This is a genomic window from Pseudoalteromonas sp. DL-6, assembly GCF_004328665.1.
In the GTDB taxonomy this organism is placed as follows: Bacteria; Pseudomonadota; Gammaproteobacteria; order Enterobacterales; family Alteromonadaceae; genus Pseudoalteromonas.
Genome location: NZ_CP019770.1, coordinates 1,909,413 through 1,936,305, shown reverse-complemented (window position 1 = coordinate 1,936,305; position 26,893 = coordinate 1,909,413). Strand labels below are relative to the sequence as shown.

24 protein-coding genes are annotated in these 26,893 nt (G+C 39.6%); 17 read left to right on the top strand and 7 right to left on the bottom strand.

The features are described from left to right. Window positions 1–25: 25 nt before the first annotated feature. The 3 genes from B1F84_RS08895 to B1F84_RS08885 all read left to right on the top strand — a co-directional run bounded on the left by B1F84_RS08895 (window position 26) and on the right by B1F84_RS08885 (window position 7,100). Complete coding sequence (locus tag B1F84_RS08895; protein ID WP_131691214.1) at window positions 26–2,908, top strand: ligand-binding sensor domain-containing diguanylate cyclase; 2,883 nt, start codon at window positions 26–28, stop codon at window positions 2,906–2,908. Between the two features lie 94 nt (window positions 2,909–3,002). Next, a complete protein-coding gene (locus B1F84_RS08890) occupies window positions 3,003–3,827 on the top strand; it encodes a M90 family metallopeptidase (protein ID WP_131691213.1) in 825 nt (274 codons plus the stop codon). A gap of 99 nt (window positions 3,828–3,926) precedes the next feature. Continuing rightward, complete coding sequence (locus B1F84_RS08885) at window positions 3,927–7,100, top strand: amidohydrolase family protein (RefSeq protein WP_131691212.1); 3,174 nt, start codon at window positions 3,927–3,929, stop codon at window positions 7,098–7,100. A gap of 63 nt (window positions 7,101–7,163) precedes the next feature. On the opposite strand, the gene B1F84_RS08880 is transcribed toward B1F84_RS08885, so the two are convergent. Further along, on the bottom strand, window positions 7,164–7,739 hold the full coding sequence (locus B1F84_RS08880; RefSeq protein WP_131691211.1) for a TetR/AcrR family transcriptional regulator: 576 nt from the start codon (window positions 7,737–7,739) through the stop codon (window positions 7,164–7,166). Window positions 7,740–7,840: 101 nt separating this feature from the next. Between B1F84_RS08880 and B1F84_RS08875 the strand changes: the two genes are divergently transcribed. Further along, window positions 7,841–8,317: an HPP family protein gene (locus B1F84_RS08875; protein ID WP_131691210.1), complete on the top strand. Its 477-nt coding sequence runs from the start codon at window positions 7,841–7,843 to the stop codon at window positions 8,315–8,317. Between the two features lie 32 nt (window positions 8,318–8,349). Here the strand turns inward: B1F84_RS08875 and B1F84_RS08870 are convergent, their stop codons facing one another. Next, window positions 8,350–8,712, bottom strand: coding sequence for a hypothetical protein (locus B1F84_RS08870; RefSeq protein ID WP_010388549.1), 363 nt, complete (start codon window positions 8,710–8,712; stop codon window positions 8,350–8,352). 150 nt (window positions 8,713–8,862) lie between these two features. On the opposite strand from B1F84_RS08870, the gene B1F84_RS08865 reads away from it, so the two are divergent. Both B1F84_RS08865 and B1F84_RS08860 read left to right on the top strand, forming a co-directional pair. Further along, complete coding sequence (locus tag B1F84_RS08865) at window positions 8,863–9,615, top strand: Nif3-like dinuclear metal center hexameric protein (protein ID WP_131691209.1); 753 nt, start codon at window positions 8,863–8,865, stop codon at window positions 9,613–9,615. Window positions 9,616–9,825: 210 nt separating this feature from the next. Beyond that, window positions 9,826–10,326 (top strand): DedA family protein, encoded by a 501-nt coding sequence (locus B1F84_RS08860; protein ID WP_131691208.1) that lies wholly within the window; start codon window positions 9,826–9,828, stop codon window positions 10,324–10,326. Window positions 10,327–10,447: 121 nt separating this feature from the next. Here B1F84_RS08860 and B1F84_RS08855 read toward each other — a convergent pair whose 3' ends face one another. From B1F84_RS08855 to B1F84_RS08845, 3 genes are all read right to left on the bottom strand, one after another. Beyond that, entirely contained in the window at window positions 10,448–11,212 is a 765-nt protein-coding gene (locus B1F84_RS08855; RefSeq protein ID WP_165489682.1) for a YdcF family protein, read from the bottom strand. A gap of 54 nt (window positions 11,213–11,266) precedes the next feature. Then, entirely contained in the window at window positions 11,267–12,154 is an 888-nt protein-coding gene (locus B1F84_RS08850) for a LysR family transcriptional regulator (RefSeq protein ID WP_008466215.1), read from the bottom strand. 534 nt (window positions 12,155–12,688) lie between these two features. Then, the gene (locus B1F84_RS08845) at window positions 12,689–15,058 is read right to left on the bottom strand and encodes a GGDEF domain-containing protein (protein ID WP_131691206.1); all 2,370 of its coding nucleotides are present in this window, start codon (window positions 15,056–15,058) and stop codon (window positions 12,689–12,691) included. 206 nt (window positions 15,059–15,264) lie between these two features. Between B1F84_RS08845 and pyrC the strand changes: the two genes are divergently transcribed. The 9 genes from pyrC to B1F84_RS08800 all read left to right on the top strand — a co-directional run bounded on the left by pyrC (window position 15,265) and on the right by B1F84_RS08800 (window position 23,857). Continuing rightward, the gene (gene pyrC / locus B1F84_RS08840; RefSeq protein WP_131691205.1) at window positions 15,265–16,305 is read left to right on the top strand and encodes a dihydroorotase; all 1,041 of its coding nucleotides are present in this window, start codon (window positions 15,265–15,267) and stop codon (window positions 16,303–16,305) included. Between the two features lie 414 nt (window positions 16,306–16,719). Beyond that, a complete protein-coding gene (locus B1F84_RS08835; RefSeq protein WP_004588138.1) occupies window positions 16,720–16,923 on the top strand; it encodes a cold-shock protein in 204 nt (67 codons plus the stop codon). An 859-nt stretch (window positions 16,924–17,782) separates the two neighbouring features. After that, window positions 17,783–18,553, top strand: a complete 771-nt coding sequence (locus B1F84_RS08830) for a DUF3450 domain-containing protein (protein ID WP_010388561.1) — start codon at window positions 17,783–17,785, stop codon at window positions 18,551–18,553. A 6-nt stretch (window positions 18,554–18,559) separates the two neighbouring features. Continuing rightward, entirely contained in the window at window positions 18,560–19,924 is a 1,365-nt protein-coding gene (locus B1F84_RS08825; protein ID WP_008109347.1) for a MotA/TolQ/ExbB proton channel family protein, read from the top strand. After that, a complete protein-coding gene (locus tag B1F84_RS08820; RefSeq protein ID WP_010388565.1) occupies window positions 19,924–20,448 on the top strand; it encodes a MotA/TolQ/ExbB proton channel family protein in 525 nt (174 codons plus the stop codon). Before B1F84_RS08825 ends, B1F84_RS08820 begins: the two co-directional genes overlap by 1 nt. A 14-nt stretch (window positions 20,449–20,462) precedes the next feature. After that, a complete protein-coding gene (locus tag B1F84_RS08815; protein WP_006792384.1) occupies window positions 20,463–20,867 on the top strand; it encodes a biopolymer transporter ExbD in 405 nt (134 codons plus the stop codon). Then, window positions 20,867–21,481 (top strand): energy transducer TonB, encoded by a 615-nt coding sequence (locus tag B1F84_RS08810; RefSeq protein ID WP_076918523.1) that lies wholly within the window; start codon window positions 20,867–20,869, stop codon window positions 21,479–21,481. The genes B1F84_RS08815 and B1F84_RS08810 overlap by 1 nt, the downstream gene beginning before the upstream one ends. Before the next feature lie 11 nt (window positions 21,482–21,492). Continuing rightward, on the top strand, window positions 21,493–22,752 hold the full coding sequence (locus B1F84_RS08805; protein ID WP_131691204.1) for a tetratricopeptide repeat protein: 1,260 nt from the start codon (window positions 21,493–21,495) through the stop codon (window positions 22,750–22,752). Window positions 22,753–22,813: 61 nt separating this feature from the next. Further along, window positions 22,814–23,857: a hypothetical protein gene (locus tag B1F84_RS08800; RefSeq protein WP_131691203.1), complete on the top strand. Its 1,044-nt coding sequence runs from the start codon at window positions 22,814–22,816 to the stop codon at window positions 23,855–23,857. A gap of 14 nt (window positions 23,858–23,871) precedes the next feature. Here the strand turns inward: B1F84_RS08800 and B1F84_RS08795 are convergent, their stop codons facing one another. Beyond that, on the bottom strand, window positions 23,872–24,198 hold the full coding sequence (locus tag B1F84_RS08795; RefSeq protein ID WP_131691202.1) for a TraR/DksA C4-type zinc finger protein: 327 nt from the start codon (window positions 24,196–24,198) through the stop codon (window positions 23,872–23,874). Window positions 24,199–24,256: 58 nt separating this feature from the next. Beyond that, complete coding sequence (locus tag B1F84_RS08790; RefSeq protein ID WP_131691201.1) at window positions 24,257–25,237, bottom strand: tRNA-dihydrouridine synthase; 981 nt, start codon at window positions 25,235–25,237, stop codon at window positions 24,257–24,259. A gap of 189 nt (window positions 25,238–25,426) precedes the next feature. Between B1F84_RS08790 and B1F84_RS08785 the strand changes: the two genes are divergently transcribed. Together B1F84_RS08785 and B1F84_RS08780 are read left to right on the top strand one after the other, a co-directional pair. Next, on the top strand, window positions 25,427–25,960 hold the full coding sequence (locus B1F84_RS08785) for a hypothetical protein (protein WP_076918528.1): 534 nt from the start codon (window positions 25,427–25,429) through the stop codon (window positions 25,958–25,960). 66 nt (window positions 25,961–26,026) lie between these two features. Next, complete coding sequence (locus tag B1F84_RS08780; protein ID WP_131691200.1) at window positions 26,027–26,884, top strand: DUF692 domain-containing protein; 858 nt, start codon at window positions 26,027–26,029, stop codon at window positions 26,882–26,884. Window positions 26,885–26,893 lie beyond the last annotated feature (9 nt).

Sequence of the window (26,893 nt, the reverse complement as noted above, 5' to 3'; positions counted from 1 at the left end):
CTAATAATTATAAAGGCAGTGTCTGATGAATCGCTTGGTGATTTTATGCTTCTTGTTGGTGATTTTTACTGTTGATGCTCAGCAACAGACTCGCCTGCCGTTGCGCGATTATTTTTTTGAAACGTGGAATACCCGTTCGGGCCTTCCTCACAATAGTATTAATAGCCTTGCACAAACACAAGATGGCTATTTATGGGTAGGTACTTGGGAAGGGCTTGCCCGCTTTAACGGTCAAGAATTTAAACTATTTACCCGCTCAGAAATTACCGATTTGCCTGACTCAGGCGTACGTGCGCTTACCCCCACATCCGATGGCGGCTTACTCATAGCCGGAGCGCGCGGCGGTATTAGTTTATATCAGCACCGAGAATGGGACACTCAACCTAATGCCCAAGCAATGGTTAATCACGTATTTAAGAGTAAAAACGAGGATTTGTGGTTGGCACTTGAAAATGATGGTGTGTTTTATCGACCTGCCAAAAGCACTCAAGATATCCCAATAATACAAAACGTTAGTGCTTACAGAATAATTGAGGATAAGCAGGGGGTTATATGGGCGGCAACCAGTGATGGGCTGTATAAAATAGTTAACTACACGGCTAAATTGATGACTCCACATCATGGTTTGCCAGATGCACCTGTATATACTCTATTGATTACTCGTGAAGGTCGTCTTGTTATTGGCAGTGAAAGAGGTGCGCGAGTATTAAATGGCAATGTGTTCGAGTCGCCCCATCCACAGCTTAATGCCGAGTCTATTTCTAGTTTATTAGAAGATAACCATGGTGATTTATGGTTTGGCACTATTAATAAAGGGGTATTTAGGCTTAGTGTTGATGGCATAGAACAATTAGATGCTAAAAATGGCTTACCTGCAAACCGCATATTGTCGTTATTGCAAGACAGAGAAAACAGTATTTGGGTAGGTACCAACGCGGGTGTATTTAGATTAAGAGAAGCCCCGTTTTCATCGTGGGGAAAAAAGCGAGGCTTATCTAGCGACTACGTACGAACGGTACTTTCACATTCTGATGGCAGTTTATGGATAGGCGGGAGTACAGGCTTAGATCGGCTGCAAAATAATAAAATTACCCATATTAAAGGCACTAAGCAAGGCTCTCCTTATTCAGTATTGAGCTTACTTGAACAAAGCCAAGGTGATGTTTGGGTCGGTACTTATACTTCAGGTGTGTTAAAGGTGGTGAATAACGAGCTTGTACCTTACTTAAATCGTGATAATGGCCTTGGTAGTAATGAAGTACGCTCGTTACTTTTTGATTCAAAAAATCGTTTATGGATAGGTTCAGCCATGGGGTTAACGCGAGTTAATACCGACGGCAGTTTAGTGCAATTTACTAATGAGAAAGAGTTACCGAGTGGCTTTATTCTAGCTTTGAGTGAGGATAAGAGGGCTAATATTTGGATAGGCACTGGCAATGGCGTAGTAGTTTACAATACCCAAACGGATAAATTTAAACCAATTCAGTTCCCTAAAGCGTTTTCGGCTAAATATGCGTTTGGCTTTTATATTGACGATAAATATACCTGGATGGCGACCGATAGAGGTTTATTGCGTTATCAACATTCAAATGGCCATATGACTATTTTAGGGAGGGAGTTAGGATTACCGGTTGATAAGCTTTTTCAAATTGTGCCGTTTAAAGACTCACTCTGGCTATCAAGTAACCGTGGCATTATTGAAGTTAATTATAAACAGGTTAATCAGCTACTAGATTCACCTACAAACAATAGTCAGTCGCTAGCTTTTCAATTATATGATGAAGGCGATGGCATGCTCAGTGCGCAAGCCAATGGAGGGTCAACGCCTTCGGCTACAGCGCATTCAGATGGTACTATTTGGTTTGCCACCGCAAAAGGGGTGAGTACGGTTAAACCCGCGCGATTAAAAGAAGCCACCGAGATACCGTTACCAACTATTGTAGAAAGTTTTTCTGTTGATGGTAAACCCATGTTACTGCCTGTTGATGGTGAAACACTTGTTTTGCCACCTGGAGTTACACGGCTGTCGTTCCATTATGCGGGCTTAAGTTTTATTATGCCGCAGCGATTAAACTTTCAAACAAAAATGAAAGGTTTTGATGATGAATGGGTCGATCGTTTGCACATTGCGACAGCTGAGTATACTAATTTACCCGCAGGAAAATATTCATTTGCAGTGCGTTCTGCCTATCCTAATACCGATTGGCAGCAAAATGACAAAGTGATTCATTTTGAAATTCAATCGCATTTTTGGCAAAAAACCAGCTTTAAGTTATTAGTGTTTTTTATTTTTGTTGTTGTTATATACAGCGCATATCGTTATCGCTTGTACCACTATAAACAAGTAGAAAAAGAATTAACCAGCCGAGTGGTGAAGCAAACTCAAGCACTGCAAGAGCAAGCAAGTGCCTTTGCTTATCAAGCTACCCATGATCAGCTCACCGACTTACCGAATCGCCGGGCATTTGATGGTTGGCTGGCCGACAACTTTACAGATTTTAAAGCGCGTAATACCCCGCTTGCGATTGCCATTATGGATATTGACCACTTTAAACGAATTAATGATGGCTGGTCTCATTTGATTGGCGATCAGGTTATATGCGAAGTCGCCAATATTCTTAAAGCGCATTGTAAAGGCGAGCAAGAAGTGGCTCGTTGGGGCGGTGAAGAATTTACATTTGTATTTCCTGACATGAATACTGTGCAAGCACAGCAATTATGTGAGCAATTACGCAAAGAAATCGAAAATAAAGATTTTTCGTCTATTGCCCAGGGGCTTAGCGTAACCGTGAGCTTTGGTGTTTCTGACTCAGATAACGTCGATGATTACGATCGGTTATTATCACATGCTGACCAAGCTTTGTATAAAGCTAAAAACAATGGCCGAAATCGAACTGAAGTGGTGTGATTGAAAAACAGCTCTTCAGTACCCATATTATTTAAATAATCGAGGACGCGGTGTTTTAGCGTTAAAGCTAAATGGTTTGACTTAGGGTGAGCCAATGATAAATGCGCTATTAATTTTTGTTTTAATTGTATTTATAGCCATTTTTTGGCGTTGGTCTGATATTCAAAATACCCTATGGCGTCGTAAATACAGTAACTTATCATTAAGCCCACAACAGCATGCGCTGTTAATACGGGCTATGCCAATCTATAACAAAATGACCGATGCAGAGCGAGCCAAGTTAGCATCTCATATTGTATGGTTTTTAAATGAAAAGCGCTTTGTTGGCTGTGATGGGTTACAACTAACTGAAGCAATGAAACTCATTATTGCCGCCGATGCTTGCCTGCTGGTACTAAATAAACCTTGGCCTTTGTATAAAAACGTGAAGGAAATTTTACTCTATCCCAGCGCCTATTATGCGCCTCAGTCGAGTCGTGATAACGCTGGACTTGTTAGTTTTCATAATACCGTAAGGCAGGGTGAGTCGTGGCCAGGAGGCACGCTGGTGCTGAGCTGGCATGATGTGCTTGAGGGTAATCGCTTACCCAGTGATGGGCATAATTTAGTGTTTCATGAGTTTGCGCATCAACTTGATCAAGAAACCGGTAAAACCACCGGCACGCCACTGCTTTCATCGCAGGCTCAATATCAACAATGGGGCAAGGTATTTAGCCGAGCATTTTCGCAGTTAAAAACGCACGTAGCCTACAGTATGCCGCATGTTATTCATAGTTACGGAGCTACAAATGAGGCTGAATTTTTTGCGGTGATCACCGAAACATTTTTAGAGAAACCTGCGGATTTACGCCGTGAAGACCCCGAGATTTACCGTCTGCTGGTGGATTTTTATCAATTTGATCCTATCGTTTGGCATTAATTTTATGCACTTCATCCTATTACGCTGGTAACTTGCTAGCGTTTTTGTTGCAATCATGTAATAGAGCAACACACAGCAACAATAATAAGTGAGATAAGCATGAAAAAAATGCTGCAAACAGCGCTTGCGTTATCGGTTTCATTGGCATTAGGCCAAGTACACGCAGAGCAAACAGATGAAACAAAATGGCAAGTTGATTCACCAAAAGGACAATTTGTAGATGCATCAATTAGTGTGCAACAAGGCACATGGATGAATGTAGATATAAGCCCTGACGGAGAAACCTTAGTATTTGACTTACTGGGCGATATTTACACTATGCCAATGAGCGGTGGTAAAGCCACTCAAATAACCTCAGATATCGCATGGCAAATGCAGCCGCGTTTTAGCCCAGATGGTAAACATATCGCATTTACCTCAGATCAGGGGGGCGGTGATAATATTTGGGTTATGGACGTTAATGGCGAGAACCAAACCGCAGTAACGGATGAAACGTTTCGTTTACTTAATAGCCCGGCATGGAGCCCTGATGGCGATTATTTAGTTGCACGTAAGCACTTTACCGCCAGTCGTTCTTTGGGCGCGGGTGAAGTATGGCTTTATCATAAAGCGGGTGGTAAAGGGGTTCAATTGACTAAGCGTGAAAACGATCAAAAAGATTTAGGTGAGCCGATGTTTTCACCTGATGGTCGTTATGTTTATTTTTCTCATGATGCCACCCCAGGTAAAACCTTTCATTATTCAAAAGACTCGGTTGCGGGTATTTATAAAATTAAGCGTTATGACCGCGAAACGGGTGAAATAGAAACGATTATTAGTGGTATGGGTGGGGCAATCAGACCGACCCCGTCACCTGATGGTAAAAAACTTGCTTATATAAAGCGCGATGACTTTCAAACTAGTTTGTACTTATACGATTTAACCAGCGGTGAGCATACCAAACTATATGACAAGCTAGAGCGCGATATGCAAGAAACGTGGGCTATTCATGGGGTATACCCAACAATTGCGTGGACACCAGATAATGAAGAACTAGTATTTTGGGCTGGTGGCACCCTTCATAAACTCAATGTCGATGATAAATCTGTCAGCGATATTGCATTCAAAGTAGATACCACGAAAAAAATTCAAAAAGCAGTGCGTTTTACTCAAAATATCGATACTGAAGAGTTTGATGTAAAAATGCTGCGAAATGTACAAATTAGCCCAGATGGTGAAACAGCACTTTTTGAAGCACTGGGTCATATTTATAAACGCGATTTAGACTCAGGAAAAATCAAACGTTTAACCAAGCAAACCGATCATTATGAGTTATTTCCACAGTACTCTCGTGATGGTAAAAAAATTGTCTACACCACGTGGGACGATAATGAACAAGGGACAGTGCGCGTTGTTTCTGCACGCAGTGGTCGCGGCGATACGATTACCGACGAACCGGGTAAATATGTAGAGCCTACCTTTAGTCCAGATGGCAAAACAGTGATATATCGTAAAGCCAGCGGCGGCAGCATTTTAAATCCTAAATGGTCACTGCATCCTGGGGTTTACAGTGTCAGTGCTAAAGGCGGTAAAAGTGAACTAATTTCTAAAAGTGGCTACCAACCGCAGTTTGGTAGTGCCAACGATCGTGTTTATATTATGAGCCCATGGCCTAAACCGACGTTGAGTGTGGTTGAGCTTGAAAGTAAAAAAGTGCGCAAACTCTATGAGTCAGAGCATGCCACTGAATTTAGGGTCTCACCTGATGGTGAGTACTTAGCATTTGCAGAGCGCTTTAAAGTGTTTGTAACACCGTTTGTTGAGCGCGGTAAAACCATTAATATTGGGCCTAAAGACAGCCAATTTCCAATTGAGCAATTATCTGTTCGTGCTGGTGAAAATATTAGCTGGAGTGCCAACAGCAATAAACTCTATTGGACACTTGGCCCTGAGCTATACCATGCCAGCTTAGAGGGAATGTTTGCTATTAATAAAGCCGATGACCAAGACGTTAAAGTCAAAAGCGGGACTAACATTGGTTTTAGTAAAAAAATGGCTGAACCAGAAGGCATGGTTGCCTTAACTGGCGCAAAAATTATTACCATGGACGGCGAAAAAGTCATTGAAAATGGCGTTATTGTTACCGATGGTAAACATATTAAAGCTATTGGCTCTGCTGCAGATATTAGCATTCCAAAAAATGCTAAGGTTGTTGATGTAACAGGCAAAACAATTATGCCTGGTATGGTTGATGCGCATGCGCATGGCTCACAAGCAAGCGATGAAATTATTCCACAACAAAACTGGAAAAATTTTGCAGGCCTTGCGCTGGGTGTTACCACCATCCACGATCCATCAAACGACACCACTGAAATATTCACTGCCAGTGAAATGCAAAAAGCCGGTATGATTGTCGGCCCGCGTATTTTCTCTACCGGTACCATTTTATATGGAGCGAATATGCCTGGTTATACTTCGCATATTGATTCATTAGATGATGCTAAATTTCATTTAGAGCGTTTGAAAAAAGTAGGGGCGTTTAGTGTTAAATCTTATAACCAACCTCGCAGAGAGCAGCGTCAGCAAGTGATTGAGGCTGGTCGTGAACTTGAAATGATGGTGGTACCAGAAGGGGGCTCATTATTACAACATAACTTGAGTATGGTAGTTGATGGGCATACAGGGATTGAGCATTCCATTCCGGTTGAACATATTTATGATGATATTAAACAGTTGTGGTCACAAAGTGATGTAGGTTATACACCTACATTGGTGGTTGCTTATGGCGGTATTTGGGGTGAAAACTACTGGTACGATAAAACTGATGTGTGGAATCATCCTCGATTAAGTAAATTTGTGCCTAAAAACCAGTTACTACCACGCTCAATGCGTCGTGTTAAAGCGCCCGATCATCACTATAACCACTTTAACAATGCACGTGTGGCAGCTGAACTACAAGATTTAGGTGTACTGGTTAATTTAGGTGCACATGGTCAGCGTGAAGGTTTAGGTGCGCACTGGGAAATGTGGATGTTTGCTCAAGGTGGTATGACGCCGCTTGAGGCTATTCGAGCATCAACGCTCGATCCTGCTAAATACCTAGGTTTAGATAAAAACGTAGGCTCATTAGAAGTCGGTAAACTGGCAGATTTAATGGTTATAGATGGCGACCCACTGAAAAACATCCGCGATTCAGACAAAATTGATTACACCATGATCAACGGCCGCTTGTTCGACGCAGCAACGATGAACGAAGTTGGTAAAAAACAACGTGCCCCATTATTTTTTGAATAAGGCAGGCGTTTTTTAGTTAATAAGCGGCTATTTAGCCGCTTTTTTTATATTGTGTTTACCTATTTAACCAACTGCTACTATCGCTTTTAAAATATTATCACTAGGTGGAGCTACTGATACATCATGCATCACTCTCGCTCTAGTTATAAATCCTTCTTTTAAAATGAGTAAATGGTGTGCGGCTTCAATTGCTTTTTCTCTATTATGAGCAAATTCAGGGGTTTCTAAAAGAGCTGATAGTATAATCTCAAAGTTCGTTTGCTTATGCTGTTTGCAAAGTTTGGCAATAGGGTCATTCTCTATAGGGTATTCAGCTGCAGTATTAATAAAAAAACAGCCATTAAAGTTACCTAACTCTGAAACCTCATTATTAATCCACTTTTTCAGTCCGAAAAAAATTGCTTGCGCGACTAATATAGCACTTGGTTGTAGACATATTTTTTTTAGCCAAGCGTTAAAGCACATGTCGCGTGCGACTAAACAAGCACAAATAAGCGCATCTTTGCTTTCAAAGTGCTTGTATAAGGTTTTTTTTGCAATGCCGGATACAGCTAAAATTTCATTAATACCAACAGCGTGTATACCCTTTTTATAAAAAAGGCTCAGTGCCGTACTGATTATTTGTTGTTGTTTATTCATGATATTCCAAATTTGAGCAGTAAAAACACAGCTTGACATAGGTAGACCGACTTGTCTATATTGCAAGTGTAGACAAATCGGTCTACTTTTGAGGAGGTAATATGCATAGTGAGCAAATAAAGTCGGCATTAATCGCAGGTGTTTTTTCTACTTTTGTTTTGGGTTTTTTGGCGTGGCTAAATTATATGGGTGATTACGGTATTTGGTTAATGGCGCCATTTGGCGCAACAGCTGTGCTTGTTTTTGGCGTACCACAGAGCCCATTAGCTAAGCCAAAAAACGTAATAGGGGGGCATATGCTGACCGCAATGATTGGGGTTGTTTTTAGCTATTATAGTGCTGATAGTGCGATCATGATTGGGCTGGCTGTGGGTATTGCTATAACTTTGATGATGATTACTAAAACCATTCACCCTGCTGCCGGTGCAAACCCTATCTTAATTATTGAGTCTAGCCAAAGTTGGGATTTTTTAATAATGCCAGTACTTGCCGGGACAGTATTTATTGTGGTGTGTGGTTTTGTCGCGACGTGGTTTTTGCAGCTATTGATAGAAACTAAACATAAAAAAACCGCTTGACGCGGTTTCTTTTATACTGAGCACTCAGTGAATTACACTACACCGCGCGGTAGACGGCAGTCGTGATCTTTACGAGCAAGCTCTACTATCCAAAGCTCTTCTGCTGTGTAACCTTCTTCGTTCTCAGTGATTACGGTGAAAGGCGCTTTTTTCTGTGCTTTTACAGGAGCAGCTTTTTTAGTTTTTTTAGCAGGTGCTTTTACTGCAGCTTTCTTTGTAGACTTACCAGAGCTTAATTCTTTAGTCAGCTCTGCTACATCAGCTAGGCGCATATTCTTGCCGCCATCAACGCTGTACCAGCCAGGTTTAGTTGTTATTTCAGGTTTTTTACCGTTGGCAGCTTCATATGCAGCTTCAAAGGCAGATAACACTTCTGTTTTGTCTAGTTTGCTCATCAGAGACCCTATACGTTGTTTTCACAGATAAAGAAGAGGTATTTATACCTATTTTAGAACTGTTTTTCAATTTTTTGCGATTTTCCTTTCATTTTTAGCGCATAACCGCCAAAATTTGTACAAAATTCAGTGCAAAGTAAGGTAAGTAGTATGCAACGTAGAGAATTTAATCAACTATTAAATACCCTGTTAAAGCCAGAAACCATTAACGATTTTTGTCCAAACGGACTTCAGGTAGAAGGTAAAGATGAGATACGCACCATAGTAACGGGTGTAACGGCAAGCCAAGCACTTATTGATGCCGCGATTGAAAAAAATGCCGATGCTATTTTAGTACATCATGGCTATTTTTGGAAAGGTGAGTCGCAACCGATCACTGGTATGAAGAAACGCCGCGTGGCTGCGTTACTCGCCAAAGACATTAACTTATTTGCCTATCATTTGCCGTTAGATATTCACCCTGAAATGGGTAATAACGCACAGCTGGCGCAATTGCTCGATATTGAAATTGAAGCAGGCCTTGAGCCCGTCAACAACAGTGTAGCCATGAAAGGGCGTTTAAAAACACCGTTAACGGGCAGTGAATTTGCTGACAAAATTAGCCAAGTGCTTAATCGAGCGCCATTAACGAGCTTAGTGCGCACTGGTAAAATTGAAACCATTGCCTTATGTACCGGTGGTGGGCAAGGCTATATAGATTTAGCAGCTGAGCAGGGGCTAGATGCGTACTTAACCGGTGAAGCATCAGAACAAACTATACATAGTTCTCGCGAGCAAAATATCGACTTTTTTGCTGCAGGCCACCATGCCACCGAGCGATACGGTATTAAAGCGCTGGGAGAGCTTCTCGCAGAGCAATATGGTTTTGACGTAACATTTATTGATATAGATAACCCTGTGTAAACGCTTGCCGTAAAAGCAATGTCATTAATGTAACCTACTCATCATTTATCCTGAGTAGGTTATTTAAAATCTTCAAAATAACTAACTACTTTATCAAGCCAAAGGAAGCTTCTATTCCATTGGTACATAACAGATCTTTCGCTGCAATTATCCCGTTTAAATTAAAATGTTATTTTCTCGCCGCCAGGCAATTCAACGTAAAGGTATAAAATGGAAGGCATGTTAGCTTTAATACAGCAATATGGGTTGTTGGTTTATCTGTTACTTTTTGGTTATTGTGCTTTAAAAAGTGGGTGGTTACCTTTATTTGCAGGCTATGCTGCACATACCGGTGCACTTGATGTTGGCTATGTTGCTCTGGCAGCTTTTATGGGCGGATATTTAGGGGATGAATTACGATTTGCTCTCGCAAGAACATATGGCACTGCTTATATTTTTTTATATCGGTATCCAAAAGGGCTTCGTACTATTGGTGCTCTCCCGATTGGGCTCACCTCGATTAGTTGGCGCCGTTTTAGCCTATTAAATGCATGCTCTGCACTGGCTTGGGTCGTTGTTTTAGTTGGTGGAGGCTTCACTTTTGGCGCTACCTTTGATTCTTTTGGGGTTGATAGCTTAACAGCCCTCAGTTTATTATTTCTTTGTGTATTCTTGCTTACACTGTATCGTCTTTGGAACCAAGCTGCAGAGGTTAAAACTCATCAACAATAACAAATATAGGCTTGTTTATAGCTGATAGTGTTTTTTATTTTTTAATACCCCCTGTTAATAAACTAATTGCCGCAGTTTTTCACGGGGGATAATATATTTACTTAAATAAAGATTTAATAAATCAAAGAGCTTCAGGATTTATTGTACGACGTATTTTTATCCATGCATTACCTACAACTTCATGGGCAAATTGAGTTACCACTAATAATGCTTTTGCGTTGGGTATGAGTTGCTTGTACCACGGGTAAGCGGCAAAGTTGTGGTAGTCAGTTGCTGCAGGGATCGCTGCGACACCTTGTGCATTGAATAAATTTATTGCTCTGGGCATATGACTTACAGAGGTAACTAAAGCGGTATTATAGTCGACAAGTTTTGAGGCTAAAAATGCAGCTTCTTGCGCTGTGTCCATTGCGTTTGGATTTTGTACAATACGATTTTTATTAATACCCAAGCTAATTGCCGTTTTATACATGAGTGCGCTGTTGGTTATTTTTTCATAACCCCCACCCGATACAATTAGCTGAGCTCGCGGATATATATTTGCGAGCCTAATGCCTTCCACTAAACGTGTTAATGCACAATTTCCTAGCTGACTGTTAGCGCTGAGTGCCGGGTTAGGGTTTATATCACAGCCAAGCACCACAATTTTGTCTATTTTTGGGTGCTTAAGGAAATTAAAAGCCAATGAAGTAGGTTGATTATGTTTAATCAATAAGTTGGCAACCCAGGGCGTGCTGGCAAGTAATAAGGTCGCGAGACTCAAAAAAGATAAGGTAATAACAAGCTTTCGTTGTTTGAGTGCAAAAATAAGTAGTATTAGACTAAGCAAGCCCAGTAATGGTAACGGCATAAGTAAGCCGCTCAGTATTTTTTTAAGTTCAAACATAATGAGTAACACGGTTGAATATATTTACCAGCATGTTACTCATAACTTTTGGATTTATCGACCGTTATTTAATTTACAGGTGTTTAAAAAATGACGGTAAACAGGGTTGTCTTTCATCTCTTTTTTCATCGCTAAATACATAGGACGGGTTAAACCAAGTGCGCCAAGTGGAATTGATTTAATTAGCCCTTGGCTCTCATATGGGGTAACCAGCCAATCGGGTAAGGCCGCAACCCCCATTCCAGCGCTGACTAACTGAAATATAAGTAGGCCCTGATCAACTGTTTTTAGTGTGCCGTCAAAACGTGCATTTTGAATGAAATGCTTAAATATATCTTGGCGCTCACGCGGGATAGGGTAAGAGATAATGGTTTCATTTTTTAAATCAAGCGCAGTTACATAGGCTTTTTTAGCTAAGTCATGATCCGGTGCCACAATAAGCTTAAGTTTAAAGTCAAACAGGTGGGCGTATTCTAGTTTGTCTGGGTCGCGAACATCCGATGTAAGCACTAAGTCCAATTCATCATCGAGTAAATCTGGAATAGCGTCATAGCTAAAACCACGCTCGTAATCAATCTTTATGTCAGGCCAAAAATTATTAAACTCTTTAATAGTAGGCAACAACCAATGAAAACAGGCATGACATTCTACGCTTAGACGCAACTGTGATATTGGCTGATTTAAACTTTCTTTTAATCGGCATTTAGTTGCTTCTAATTTAGGTAATATGTCGTGTGCCAATTCAAGTAACAACATACCTTGAGGTGTAAATCGGACGGGTTGAGTTTTTCGCTCGAACAACTGACAGTCTAATTTATTTTCTAAGTCCTTGATTTGATGTGATAAAGCTGACTGAGTTAAAAATAGCTCGCGGGCTGTATTAACTAACGATCCCGTTTCTTTAAGGGTCGCTATAGTTTTTAGGTGTTTAATGTCAATCATCTTTAATAAATCTCATGGGTATGGTGAGTATTGCTTAGATTAACTACATACTACGCCTTTGCAAAAAACGTTTCAACGTCTGGATGGCTATAAAAATTAAATTTGGCGTGTTTTTTACGGTAAACATTAAATTTATTAACTTTGTATAGTCAAATGATGTTTTTTTTTTGTTTATTGTTGAATTTAGCTCATGTTTAATGGAGGTGTTTGTAAGGCTTGATGATGAACGCCTTATTTTAATATTATCTAATGACTTATACCGAAACTTTACATCGCTGCACTGCATAATTAAGGTTTTAATGGTTAAACAGAAATTAAGAACAGGTTAGGGTCGCTTGGTTATACGGTGATTAAGCTGTGCATATTTAGCGATTATTCAGATTTTGAAAAGTGCCGATGAGGTTATTATTAAGACTTCATTAGCTGCTGTTACAAGCCTGATTAAATGCATTGTATAGAGTATAAAAGCGGGTAAGCACAGCCGTCAGTTTAAACCTGAATATTTGGTTGTAAATTTCACCTGTGCTTAGCTTATTAAAGAGGGGTGTGTATTAGTAAAATAGCCTCTGTTGCTGTAACAGGTTTTGATTTTAAAAAGCCTTGCCCATAATCACATTGGGTTTTTTGTAAAATTGTAAGTTGCTCAGCGGTTTCTATTCCTTCTGCAATAACAATAAGCTCTAAAGAAATAGCCAAGGTTAAAATAGCATCTATTAACGGGTTAGCAGTGGTTTTTAAATTATCAATAAAACTTTTATCAATTTTAAGTACATGAATAGGCAGTTGGTGCAAGTAGCCTAAGGCAGAGTAGCCAGTGCCAAAATCGTCTAAGCAAAGTAATACTTTTAATGGCGATAACCCTTGTATAATTTGTGTCGCTAATTCTAAATTTTCAATTAAGCCCGACTCTGTTATTTCCAGGCACAATGAACCTAAAGGCAGTTGGTGTTTTTTATAAATAGCATGAAGCTGTTCTACAAACTCTAAGCTGGCAAAATGCCGCGACGATACATTAACCGTGACACGTAAAAAGCGATGACCTTGCTGTTGCCATAAAGCAATATGTTGCGCTGCGAGGTCTAGTAAATGCAAATCTAAGTTAATAATTTGCCCGGTCTTTTCAGCAATTGGAATAAAGTCGTTCGGTGATATAAACCCTTTTTTTGGGTGATGCCAACGTACGAGAGCTTCAAATCCTATAACCTCGCCACTGTTAATAGTAAAGATAGGCTGAAAATACAGTTCAAATTCATTATGCTCAATACCGTGCTGTAAATCGTTTTCAAGATCTGCATGCGTTTTTAGCTTATTGCGCATCACGTTATTAAAAAATTTAACTTGGCCACGCCCAGATGATTTTGCCTCATACATAGCCGCATCTGATTGTTGCAATAATAAAAATGCTTCATCGTCTACGCTGTCACTAAATGCAACGCCAATACTGGTAGAGGGCTGAAGTAAATGGCCATCAATATTAACGGGTTCCGATAGCGCGGTTTTAATACGAGTCAGGGCATCGTTTACTTGGTCACGATGACTTAGATTTTCCATAAAAATAGCAAATTCATCGCCACCTAAGCGAGAAAAGGTATCTGTATTGCGCACGGTTTGAGTAATAAGCTTACATATAGCAATTAAAAAGTGATCGCCTACTTCGTGACCTAACGAATCATTAATACTTTTAAAGCGGTCAAAATCAAGATAGAGCAGGGCATGAAAAGTCCCTTTTTTAGCGCGATTTAGGCGTAAAATCGCATGCTTCATTCTTTCTATGAGTAGAGAACGATTTGCCAAGCCAGTTAGTTCATCGTGCAGCGCTTTGTGCTCCAGCTCTTGACGGGCTAAATGCCTATCTATAACCATGCTTATTTGTCGACTTACATACGTTAGCAACGAGCTATCATGCTCATTGTAGTAATGTTGTTCGTCATAACTTTGTACAACAATGACGCCACTCATGCGCTCATTAACTTTAAAGGGAACGCCTAGCCATGAATCCGCTTGTTCACCTACTAACTTAAAATGCCCTTGTGTAATATGTTCAAGGTATTGCTGTTTATTAAGTAGTAATGGTCGTTCATTAATCAGCAAATAATAAGAGGCTGTTTCTTTTAGTTGATCTTTGGATATTATTTTATGGGTATTTGTTTGTACACCGCCTTCAACGGTATAAACAAAGTCGAGTGCGTCTTCTTTTTTGTCGTATAGCGCAATAAAAAAGTTACTCGCTGTCAATAAGCTGTCAATGATTACGTGTAAGGATTGAAAAAAGGTGTCTAAATTTTGTGCTTTGTAGGTTAAGTTAGCTATTTGCAGTAGGCTACTTTCTAATTTTTGTGCATTGTTGAGCTGCATTACAGTATCTTGCAAGCTATTAACCGTATTGACCTGATTTATTTTTGCACTGAGTAAGTGAGCGACTGTGGTTAATATTTCTAAATGTGAACTAGTAAAGTAATTTTTTATTGGGTGCTCACAATCGATAACTCCTAAAACACGATCTTTATATATTAAGGGTACGCATATTTCTGATTGAGCTGGACGCTCATCAGCTATGTAACGGCTGTCTTTATTTACATCGCCAATTATTAATGCTTGCCCTGTGGATGCTGCATAGCCAGTTATTCCCTCGCTAAAGCGAATAATTTTGCGCTCAGATTGATAACTAATATGTCCGTTTTTAATGCCCATAGAAGCCACTTGATTTAGCAAAGACTGGTTGTCATCTGCTAAGTAAATAACGCAATCGACAAACCCAAGCCGATTAACGACCTGTGTAGTGACATAACTAAAAAGCTCTTCTAAAGTATTCAGTTGCAATAAACTTGATGAAAACTGATTGATTATACTCAATTGGTCTGTTTTAGTTTCGAGCGCTTTAGAGGTATCGATATTGTTCGACATAGGCAGCTATGGAAGGCCTTATAATTATTGTTAAAGGTATATACGTTAACCTAATATTAACTTTTCTACAAAATAAAACGTTAAATGATAATTATAAAGTGTAAAGCTTACTTTATATTTAGTATCTAAGGATTATTTTTAATAAGCCCTTTACTCGAAAACACCATATGCCTATGATCAGTTAACTTAAGCATTAGGACTTTACGATGACGAGCAAAATAACAACTTTAACGATTACTAGACCCGATGATTGGCATGTGCATTTACGCGATGGAGATCAGTTAAAAGATACGGTGCGTGATATTAGCCGATATATGGGCCGCGCGATTATTATGCCAAATTTAGTTCCGCCAGCTACGTGTACAGAAACTGCATTGTCGTACCGAGAGCGAATTATGGCTGCTAAACCTCAAGGCCAGTTTGAACCTTTAATGGTGCTTTACCTTACTGATAAAACGACGCCGGATGAAATAAAAAAGGCAAAAGCGACAGGTAAAATTTTTGCAGCTAAACTCTACCCAGCAGGTGCAACAACTAACTCAGATTCTGGCGTAACTTCAGTAAAAAATATTTACCCGGTATTAAAAGCAATGCAAGAAGTTGGCATGCTGTTACTCGTCCATGGTGAGGTTACTGATTCATCTATTGACATATTCGATCGTGAAAAAGTGTTTTTAGACACTATTTTAGGCGACGTTGTTGCAGACTTTCCTGAGCTGAAAATTGTTCTTGAACACATAACCACTAAAGATGCAGTAGAGTTTGTTGAAAATGCCTCGGATAATGTAGCAGCTACAATTACTGCGCATCATTTATTATACAACCGTAATCACATGTTAGCTGGGGGCATTCGCCCACATTATTACTGCCTACCTATACTAAAGCGTAACATTCATCAACAAGCGCTAATGGCTGCAGCTACAAGTGGTAGTAAAAAATTCTTTTTAGGCACGGATTCAGCCCCACATTATAAAGATAAAAAAGAAGCGGCATGTGGTTGTGCTGGTGCTTATACCGCACATGCTGCTATTGAACTTTATGCTGAAGCTTTTGAAGAAGCGGGAGCGCTTGATAAGTTAGAGGGCTTTGCAAGTCACTTCGGCCCTGATTTTTATGGCCTTGAGCGTAATGCAGACACTATTACTTTAGAAAAAGCGCCTTGGACAGTGCCGTCTAGCTATTCGCTAGGCGACTCAGAAGTTGTACCAATTAAAGCCGATAGCGTTATTGACTGGCAAGTTAAATAGTTAAAATTTAAACTAAAACCACCTTAAAATTAAGGTGGTTTTTTTATTTTAAGTTACCAAAAAAGCGGTTCGGGTGAGCCATATTTTAAAAATTTATAATCTGCTTATAAAAAATACAAGTTTTATGTTGTTTATCCTTTTAAAAATTAGAAACTTATAAAAAAATTAATAAATCGATGAATCTTCAAAAATAAATCCCAATTAATAGAGCTAAAAAAATATTATTGTGTTAACCTTAATTGGCTTTGAGTTTTTGCGTATTGAATTACGGTATTGTGCTGCGTTTAAGGTTACCGGTTTGGTTATTACTTCTTCCTGTACTATCACCTCCAGTTTTTTGGGCATTGACTCAGGGAGGATATTGCCATAATAATATGGCTGAATTTTAATTATTGACTTACAGGAAAATTTAGTATGTCGGTTACTGGTAAAGTAAAATTTTTCAACGAAGCTAAAGGCTTTGGTTTCATTGAACAAGAAAATGGTCCTGACGTGTTTGTACATTTCAGCGCAATCACTGGTTCTGGTTTTCGCACTCTTAGCGAAGGTCAAGCAGTGACTTTCAGCATCAAGCAAGGTCAAAAAGGCCCAGAAGCTGAGAACGTAGAAGTAGCATAATTTATTATGTGAACCTAAGTTCATCGTGGTGAAGCACTAACCTGTTTCACCATAATTCATATAAATCTAAAACTTTTCAATCCCTTTGTAGTATCCCTCATATATTAACACCTTCATCTAGTTTTAAACTTCTACTCATTTGTTCGAATACAAACTTTTATGTTTTAAGTATTTTATTGGTCAATAATTGCACATTAGTTATTTAACCTTATGACTAATCTAACAGCCTCATACGGATTTAGTTATTGCTGAGGAAATACATATTTAAAGTTGAGATTTGTACTTGGGAAAATACAAAAAAAGGCCTGGGTGTTTATGCTTTAAGAGAGAAAAAACACAGGTGTTAATAAAAATGATTTTTTGTAATCGGTTTCCCCTCCTTTGTACTGCTTTTTATTAAATTTGCACGTCATTATTCTTATGCGATGAATAACCCAATAATTACGATTAGCTGTATTTTTGGGCAAAAAAGTCTTAAAAAACCTTCAAAATGAATATTCGGGACAGAAAATTAGCTTATTTTTAATTTTTTTTCAGCAACGATAAAGTTAATTTTAAATGTTATATTTTTGTTTACATTAACAGAGGGGGTTATCGTTATTCTTACTATATCAGGGTTTGCAGAAATTATGATTATCACGTTAGTTATAATAATGTTAATTTTTTTGGTCGAGCCCAGTAAATATCTTACAAACAAGCTGATTTATTTATAGGTTATGCTAAACATGAAGTTGACATGACTTAATGCATTTAGCATTATTGGTAAGTTGATATCTATTAAAAGATATCAGGGTTGTCTTCCCCTTAGCGGGTTGATAATTAAATTATAAAAGTAACATTACTTAATTGGTTGGGAACTATGTCTGTTAAAATCAGAAAGAGTCTTGTAGCAACTGCGTTGGTTGGCGCTTTTGCATTTGCAAGCAGCAATGTGATTGCAGATCCTTTGAATGACGTGCAAAAAGCAGGTCAAACAATTCAAAAGGCTGCGGTTAAGTCTCAAACTAAAATTGACAATGTATATGGTCAAACTCAGGAGCTAATCGCTGAGTACCGTAGCATCGTTGATGAGACTGAACTTATGAAAGTGTACAACGATCACGTAGCACGTTTGGTCGCAGACCAAAACGCGTCTATCGCATCGTTCGATCGTCAAATCGCGACTATCGACAACACTAAACAAAACGTTGTGCCTTTGATGTATCGCATGATCGATACGCTTGAGCAATTCATCAAAGCGGACGTTCCATTTAATCTAGAAAACCGTCTTGGACGCGTTGAAAGATTACGTGAGATCATGGCATCTGCATCTGTAACAACGTCTGAGAAGTTCCGTCAGGTTCTTGAAGCGTACACTGTTGAAACAGCCTACAGCTCAGCTGTAACTGCTTCTCAAGGTACTTTAGATGTTGATGGTCGTAGCATTAACGTTGATATCGGTCGTTTAGGTCGTATTACTTACGTAGCGCAATCATTCGATCTAAAACACGCTTGGGTGTGGGATAACAACACTAAACAGTGGAAAGAATTAGGTGAAGAATACCTAAAACCTGTTAAAGAAGTGATCCGTATGGCACGTAAGCAAGCGACACTAGAACTTGTTAAACTACCAATTTTTGGCGCGGAGTAATCAATAATGAAGAAACTATTTAAAGGTTTTGCTGTTGCAGCAGTACTGTCTGTTTCTGCCGGTACCGCGCTTAATGCACATGCAAATACTGATGCTTTAGATAAAATTCTAGAGCAAGTAAAGCAAGAGCGTATTTCTGAAGGAAAAATCAATAAGCAACGTGAACAAGAGTTCTTGTCAGATCGTGCTGATAAGCAAGCGTTACTTAACAAAGCGAAAAGCCAACTAGCTGCTGAAAAAGCACGTGGTGATCGTCTTAGCAAAGAATATGCACAAAACGAAAATACTTTAGCAGAAAAAGAGCAAGCTCTTCAAAACGCACAAGGTACGTTAGGTGAAATGTTTGGTGTTGTTCGTCGTGCAGCAGCTGACGCAATTGGTTCAATTGAAGCATCTTTAGTAAGTGCTGAAAAACCAGGTCGTGCAGAAGTACTTCGTTCATTAGCAGCCGCTAAAGAACTTCCAACAGTTCGTGAATTAGAAGAACTTTGGATTTCACTTCAAACAGAAATGACTGAGTCAGCTAAAGTTTCAACGTTTGAAACTGAAGTTGCAGGTCTTGACGGTAACCCGTCAATGAAAAAAGTAACACGTATCGGTAACTTCAACTTAGTTACAGACGACGGCTACTTAATCTACTCACCAGAGACTAAATCTATCCAGCCTCTAGGTAAGCAACCTGACAGCTATATCCTTAAAGGTATTTCTGATCTAGAAGGTACTTCAGCTGATAATTACGCTGGCGTATACGTGGATCCTACACGTGGTGCAATTTTACGTATCAACACTCAGAAAAAGTCTCTTATGGAGTACTACGAGCAAGGTGCTGAAGTTGGTTACATCATCACAGTACTACTTGCTGTAGGTCTTTTAATCTTCTTAGTACGTTTCGTTGACTTAGCGCTTACTACTTCTAAGATCAAAGGTCAGCTTAAGAACTTGTCTACACCGAATACAAATAACCCACTGGGTCGTATTCTTAAAGTGTACTCTGACAACAAAAACCAAGATGTTGAAAACCTTGAGCTTAAACTTGATGAAGCGATTCTTCGTGAAACGCCACGCATCGAAGCGGGTATCAATATCATCAAGATCCTTGCTGCTATCGCACCATTACTAGGTCTATTAGGTACGGTAATCGGTATGATCCTAACGTTCCAAACAATCACATTGTTCGGTACGGGCGATCCGAAGATCATGGCTGGTAACATCTCTCTAGCACTTGTAACTACAGCGCTAGGTCTAATTGCAGCACTACCACTTATCCTACTTCACTCTATTGTTGCAGGTCGTAGTAAGTCGGTATTACACATCCTTGATGAGCAAAGCGCGGGTATCATCGCGACTCACGCGGAGAAGGAGAAAGCCTAATGCTAGTCCTGATGGAGATATGGGAATCTATCAGGGATTTTGTTGGCACAGGCGGCCAGGTTTTATACGTGGTCGCGATAGCACTCTTTCTTATGTGGGTTTTAATGATTGAGCGCTATTGGTTCCTACTTGCTGAGTTTCCTCGTTTAACGAAGGAAATTGTAGCCAAGTGGGATGCCCGCCAAGACACTACGTCTTGGTACGCACACAGAATCCGTGAAGCATGGATTTCTGAAGCGTCTGAAAAATTAGATCAGCGTATGTTGTTGATTAAAACATTAGTAGCTGTATGTCCTTTAATAGGCTTACTTGGTACTGTTACGGGTATGATCGCGGTTTTTGAAACCATGGCAACCCAAGGTACAGGTAATGCACGTTTAATGGCATCAGGCATATCAATGGCAACAATCCCAACAATGGCTGGAATGGTTGCGGCACTATCTGGGGTATTCTTTAGCTCACGCCTTGAGGCAAGAGCGAGAATGGTGAAAGCCAAACTTGTAGATAGTATGCCTCATCACTAGAGAGAGAATTAAATATGGCACGTAAACAACGTTTTCGTGAAGAAGAAGAAGCAGCGGTAGATATGACGCCAATGCTTGACATCGTATTTATCATGCTTATTTTCTTTATCGTAACTACATCGTTCGTTAAAGAGGCTGGTATCGAGGTCAATAAACCAAAAGCTGCCCAAGCTACGAAGCAAAAAAATGCTAACATTTTTATTGCTATTCGCAGTGACGGTGCAATCTGGATTGATAAACAGCAAGTTGATGTTGAACGTGTTTCAGCAAAAATTGAAAGTTTATTAGCAGAACAACCTACTGATGTTGTAATTTTGCAAGCTGATAAAGAAGCAAAACACGGCACAGTGGTTAAAGTGATGGACCAGATTAAAGCGACAGGTGATAACCTGAGAATTTCAATAGCTGGAGATCAGTAATGATTCGTTTTCTGTTTTCACTGATTGCAGGTGGGGCAGTTACTTTCGGCTTGTTCTACTTCATGGCATACCTCATCTCTGGTGGGGCTGACCGTAATACGGAACAAAAAGAGCAGATCATAGTCGAAATTATGACGAATCCGCCTGAATCTAAGGTGCAGGAGAGGAAGCGTGTACCGCCTCCGCCTCCGCCACCGCCAAAGCAGCCGCCTAAACCGCAGCCGCCACAGCCGGAAAACAGCAACCCAAATACGAGCTTGTCGTTTAATATGCCAAGCATCGATGTGGGAAGCACGGCCGGTGGACTGAGTGGTCCAGGTGCATTTGGACGAGATGGTGATGCGACACCGATCGTTCGTATTGAACCAAAATATCCAACACAAGCAGCACGTGATGGTAAAGAAGGTTGGGTTCAACTTTCATTCACAATTGATGAGTTAGGTGGCGTGATTGACGTTGATGTAATTGACGCAGATCCAAAACGTATCTTTGACCGTGAAGCTAAACGTGCATTGCGCAAGTGGAAATACCGTCCTAAGATCATTGACGGAAAACCACAAAAGCAAGTTGGTTTACAAGTTCAACTAGACTTTAAACTTAACCAAGGCAATTAAGGAGGCGAGTAATGAGAAATTTTTCTAAAGTAACTGCACTTGCAATTCTTATGTCTGTGTCAGGTGTAGCATTGACTGCACCTGTTTTAGCGGCGCCAGATTACGCGAAAATTGAAGAGCGTAAGAAAGCAAAAACTAAAATCATGGGCGAACGTACTGGTAAAAAAGTAATTAAAGCGTTTGATTTGTATAATGAAGATGATGTTGATGGCGCAATTGCTTTATTGAAAGAGTTAGATCCGTCTAATGATTTTGACAAAGCGACCGTTAATCGTTACTTAGGCAGCATGTATGCTCAAAAAGAGCAGTACAAGGTTGCTATTAAGTATATGAAAGCAGCGATTGCACCAGATGTATTAAACTTTGCTGATCAGGCTCAGGGTTTAAAAACCTTGGGTGATATGTATGCGGGTACTGAACAATACAGTGCTGCCAAGCAAGCATATTCTGATTGGATGGACTTCACAGGCGAAGAGGACCCAAAAGTTTACACTCGTATTGCGCAAGCAAGTTATGAGCTTAAACAGTTTAATGAGGTTCTTGAGCCGGCAAACAAAGCAATTAAGTTAGCAAAAGAGCCTAATAAAGCTCCTTATCAACTTAAATTAGCTGCCTATTTTGAGCAAAAGCAATATCAAAATATGGTTAAAGTTGCTGAAGAAATCGTTCGCGTATGGCCTGAAGACAAAAAGTCTTGGGTAGGCTTAGGTAAGTATTATTTACAAACCGAAGAATACCAGAAAGGGCTAGCAACTATGGAAGTTGCTTACAAGAACGGTTACTTTGAAAACGAAGTTGAATACAAAGTTTTAGCTAACTTTTATTCTTTAAACGAAATTCCTTATAAAGCAGCTGTAACGCTTGAAAAGGCCGTTAAAGAAGAAAAAGTTAAACGCACTAAGCAAAATATGAGTGCAATTGCTAGTAACTACCATCGTTCGAAAGATATAGAGAAAGCTGCTAAGTACTACGAAGAAGCTGCTAAATTTGATAATGATGCTGAGCTTTACCGCAAAGCAGGTTCATTACTTCTACAATCTGAAAAATTCAGTGCTGCTGTTGTTCGTTTGAACAAAGCATTAGAGCTTGGCTCTGAAAAGAAAGGTACTATTTATTCAGATTTAGCTGAAGCGTTTTACTACCAAGGCAAGTATAAGCAAGCACATGCTGCTATTACTAAAGCTATGGACGACCCAAGCACACGTAGGTTTGCAAAAGGTTGGGCTACATATATTAAAGATAAAGCCGCTCGCAACGGTGTTAAAATTTAATATTTAATGTACTCTAGTATTTTTAAAAAGCCCCATTGGGGCTTTTTTTATTGGAATTAACATGAACAAAACGCCTATTATTTCATTGCTCTTTTGTTTGCTTTTAGCATCCTGCTCTAAGCCAGCTGACTTATTTTCATCTTATGAAGAGGCACAAACCGCGTTAATATCACTTAATACGGCTTTAAGTGCACAAAAAAACTCACATGTTACAGAACTCAGTAATGAGCAACTGCCTTTTACTGATGCATATTTAGCGCGTCGTCACGCTATTTACCAGCAGCTAATGCAAATGAAGTTAACTGTTGCGCAAACTAATCAGGTAAATTATTTGGTGATTGCTGAGCGATTTCCAGAGCGGTATTTCGCATGGCCTGCACACACTGATGTGCTATCAAACATGCTTTCGATAGTTAAAAATGATGCTCAGTATAAAAACATTGAGCAATGGCTGATATTTGTTCAAACACAGCTTAAAGCCGCTGAGCAAAGTAACTTAAAGCTTAATAAAATAGAGCACACTTATTTAAAACATTATGTGCAGCAAGCAATTAACAGTACTAACACACCTATTGAGCTAAATGAGTCTCTGAGTGTATTAAATAATTACTTAGCGCAGTATAAGCCAAGAGGCAGTATTGGGTTGTCTGGTCTTGCTAATGGCAGCCAATGGTATCAGAGCAAACTAAATTATTTTGCAAATGATGTACTTTCACCGCTTGAGTGGCTAAGCCTTATAGATAGTAAATTTAAAACAATGCAAAGCTCAACCGAGCAAATAACGGTGGGTATCTCTGATGTATCGCAGCTTAGCGAAACATTTTTAAAAGAGACGCAAGTATTAGGTTTAGACTGGTCAACGGGTTATATGCTTTTACCTCAATATGCTAACAATAAGCAATTAACGGCTGCTGATAAGCGACTCTATTTAACGATGATGGAAACTGATCTTGGGGTGCATTATCATGCGTGGACATTATCGCAAGCGCGTTTAAATTTACTAAAACGTTTAAATATTAGTGAAGAAGATGCGAGCATATTAGTTGAGGATATTATTTTTTATCCAGGGCAATCATTTAGTTTTGCACCGCAATTACTCAATTAAACAAAAGTGCGCTGTTACTTAGCGCACTTATCACACCGCTGTGCAGCAGGGTCTCTTTCTAAGCGCTGCTCTGATATTTTCTCTTCACAGTCACAGCAGTAGCCATATTGACCAATATCCATTTGGCTAATTGCTGCTTCAAGCTTATTCATTCGTTCAATTAACGGATTATACTCATTACCTAATTGTTGAGCTGCTAAATCGAGCCACTCTTCATTGGATGTATGGGTTAGGATGCAGAGCAGGTTTTGATGTGTAGGGTGAGTTGATTGTGACAACAAACCTAATATCGTTGCTTTAACACTTTCTATTTCATCGTTTAGTCGTTGCTGATGATGCATTAGCAGTATAACCCTTAGTTAATTAGTAGTGATACTGCTATTATCTATTTAGATTTACTTAGGTGTTATGATTTGCATCAAATTGTGGCGCTTTCGCATACTTCTTTAATACTTCGGCTACTTCATCCTTGGCTTTTAAACGACGAATTTCATCAAATAATAGTCCTGCTTGTGGATATTGGCGTTTTAAATAACCAAGCCACTGCTTTGTCCGAGATGCAAAGTATTTAGTATCTTTGCTGGCTGTTTGGTGCATAGATGAATGAATAATATGGTGTAAAATATTTTCCCATGTCAGTTCGCTGTAGCTTTCGTTATTAACTTGCGCTTTAATTTTTCTAGCCAAATCTGGATGTGAAAGGGCGCCACGACCAATCATCAAATCACGACAACCACTGCGTGTTTGGCATAAAAGTGCATCTTCCACTTGCCAAATTTCTCCATTGGCAACCACAGCAATTTGTTTATCTTTGACTAAAGGAGGGATTTTTTCCCAATAGGCGGGTGGATTGTAACCATCGCGTTTAGTTCGTGCATGTATAGCAATACTGGTAGCGCCGGCGCTAACAACGGCATCAACTATTTCTTGGCTATTACTATCATCATCAAAACCTAAACGTATTTTAGCACTGACGTCATGTTTACTATCAACAGCATCCCTTACTGTTTTTATAATCGAGTACATATGTTCTGGATCTTTGAGTAATACAGCACCGCCTTTATTTTTATTGACGGTTTTTGCTGGGCAACCAAAGTTTAAATCAACGCCATAAGAGCCTAAGCCAATTGCTTTTACCGCATTTTCAGCTAAAACGTCGGCTACTTGGCCTAATAACTGAATACGTACTGGAGTACCACTACGAGTGAGCCCCGCATTTTTGAGTTCAGGGCAATAACGATGGAATACTTTATCTGGTAAACAAGTATCTACAACACGGATAAATTCGGTCACACAGAGATCGAAGCCGCCTATGTCGGTGAGTAGTTGGCGCATTTTAAAGTCAACAACACCTTCCATGGGTGCTAAAATAAGTTTCATAGTGTGATTAATGTATTACTAAAAAAGAGCGTCAGTTTACCTGTAAATGATAAATTGATAAAACGCTTATTAGGGTTCATAGTTAGTTAAATAACTTATTTGCAAAAAAAACAGATAATTTGAAAGTTTTTAGTTTTATGCAGGTCTACTTGTATAATGATGTTCAACAAGTTTAAAAGGTAATTAAAAATGAATACAATAAAGAAAAACTCAATTGCATTAACATTAGGCGCAGTGGTTGTTGGCAGTGCAAGTATGGCGAGTACTGATGTACAAGCTAACCCATTTGAGTTTCAACAAATGGTAGCTGGTTATCAGTTAGACGCTGGTGAAGGCAAATGCGGCGAAGGCAAATGTGGCGGTGACGCTAAAGCTAAAAAAGAAGGCAAGTGCGGCGAAGGCAAATGTGGCGGCGACGCTAAGGCTAAAAAAGAAGGTAAGTGCGGCGAAGGCAAATGTGGCGGCGACGCAAAGGCTAAAAAAGAAGGCAAATGCGGCGAAGGCAAATGTGGCGGCGATGCTAAGAAAGAAAGTAAAGCTGGCGAAGGTAAATGCGGTGCACAAGGCAAAGCTCAAAAAGAAGGTAAGTGCGGTGAGGGTAAATGCGGCGCACAAGGTAAAGCCAAAAAAGTAGGCAAAGCCGAAGAAGGTAAATGTGGCGGTGACGCTAAAGCAAAAAAAGAAGGTAAGTGTGGCGAAGGTAAATGTGGTGGTAACCACTAAATTTTTCTTTTTTTGATACAAGTGAGAGGGCCATTAGGCCCTTTTTATTTAATATGAGGTTTTATTATGGCTCACATTCAAACGCCTAACTTTGGCATGGTCGGTTTAGGTTTGCGAAGAGAAATGCTAGATGAGCTTGAAAATGCAATACCAAAACAAATTGAGTTTATGGAAGTAGCTCCAGAGAACTGGTTAAAGCTAGGTGGGCGCTTTGAAAAGCAATTTAAACAGTTAACTAATAATAATCACTTTGTTTGTCATGGTTTGTCACTTTCTATTGGCTCGCCTGAGCCGCTCGATATTGAATTTATAAAGTCGTTAAAATCTTTCTTTGATCACCACAATATTAAGGCCTATAGCGAACATTTAAGCTACTGCTCAGGTAAAGGCCATATGTATGACTTAATGCCAATTCCTTTTACTGAAGAAGCGATTAAACATGTCGTTTCTCGGGTTAAACAGGTACAAGATATATTAGAGCGACCACTTGTGCTGGAAAATGTGTCTTATTATGGTGCCCCTGGCCAGCAACTATCGGAGCTTGAATTTACCAATGCTATTTTAGAAGACGCAGACTGCCAGCTGCTATTAGACGTTAATAATATTTATGTGAACTCGATTAATCATGGCTATGATGCACAAGCGTTTTTAAGTGGGCTACCAACTAATAAAATTGCCTATTGCCATGTTGCAGGTCACTACAATGAAGCTGATGACCTAATTATCGATACTCACGGCGCAGATGTTATAGATCCTGTTTGGCAATTGCTCGATAGCGCATATCAAGCACATGGTGTTTTTCCCACACTGCTAGAGCGAGATTTTAATATTCCGCCTATTAATGAGTTAACCAAAGAGTTGGATACAATCCATCAATTACAAGCAAAGCATCTTAAGTTGTTATCAACAGCACAAAGCGCTTAGCTGTTTGAA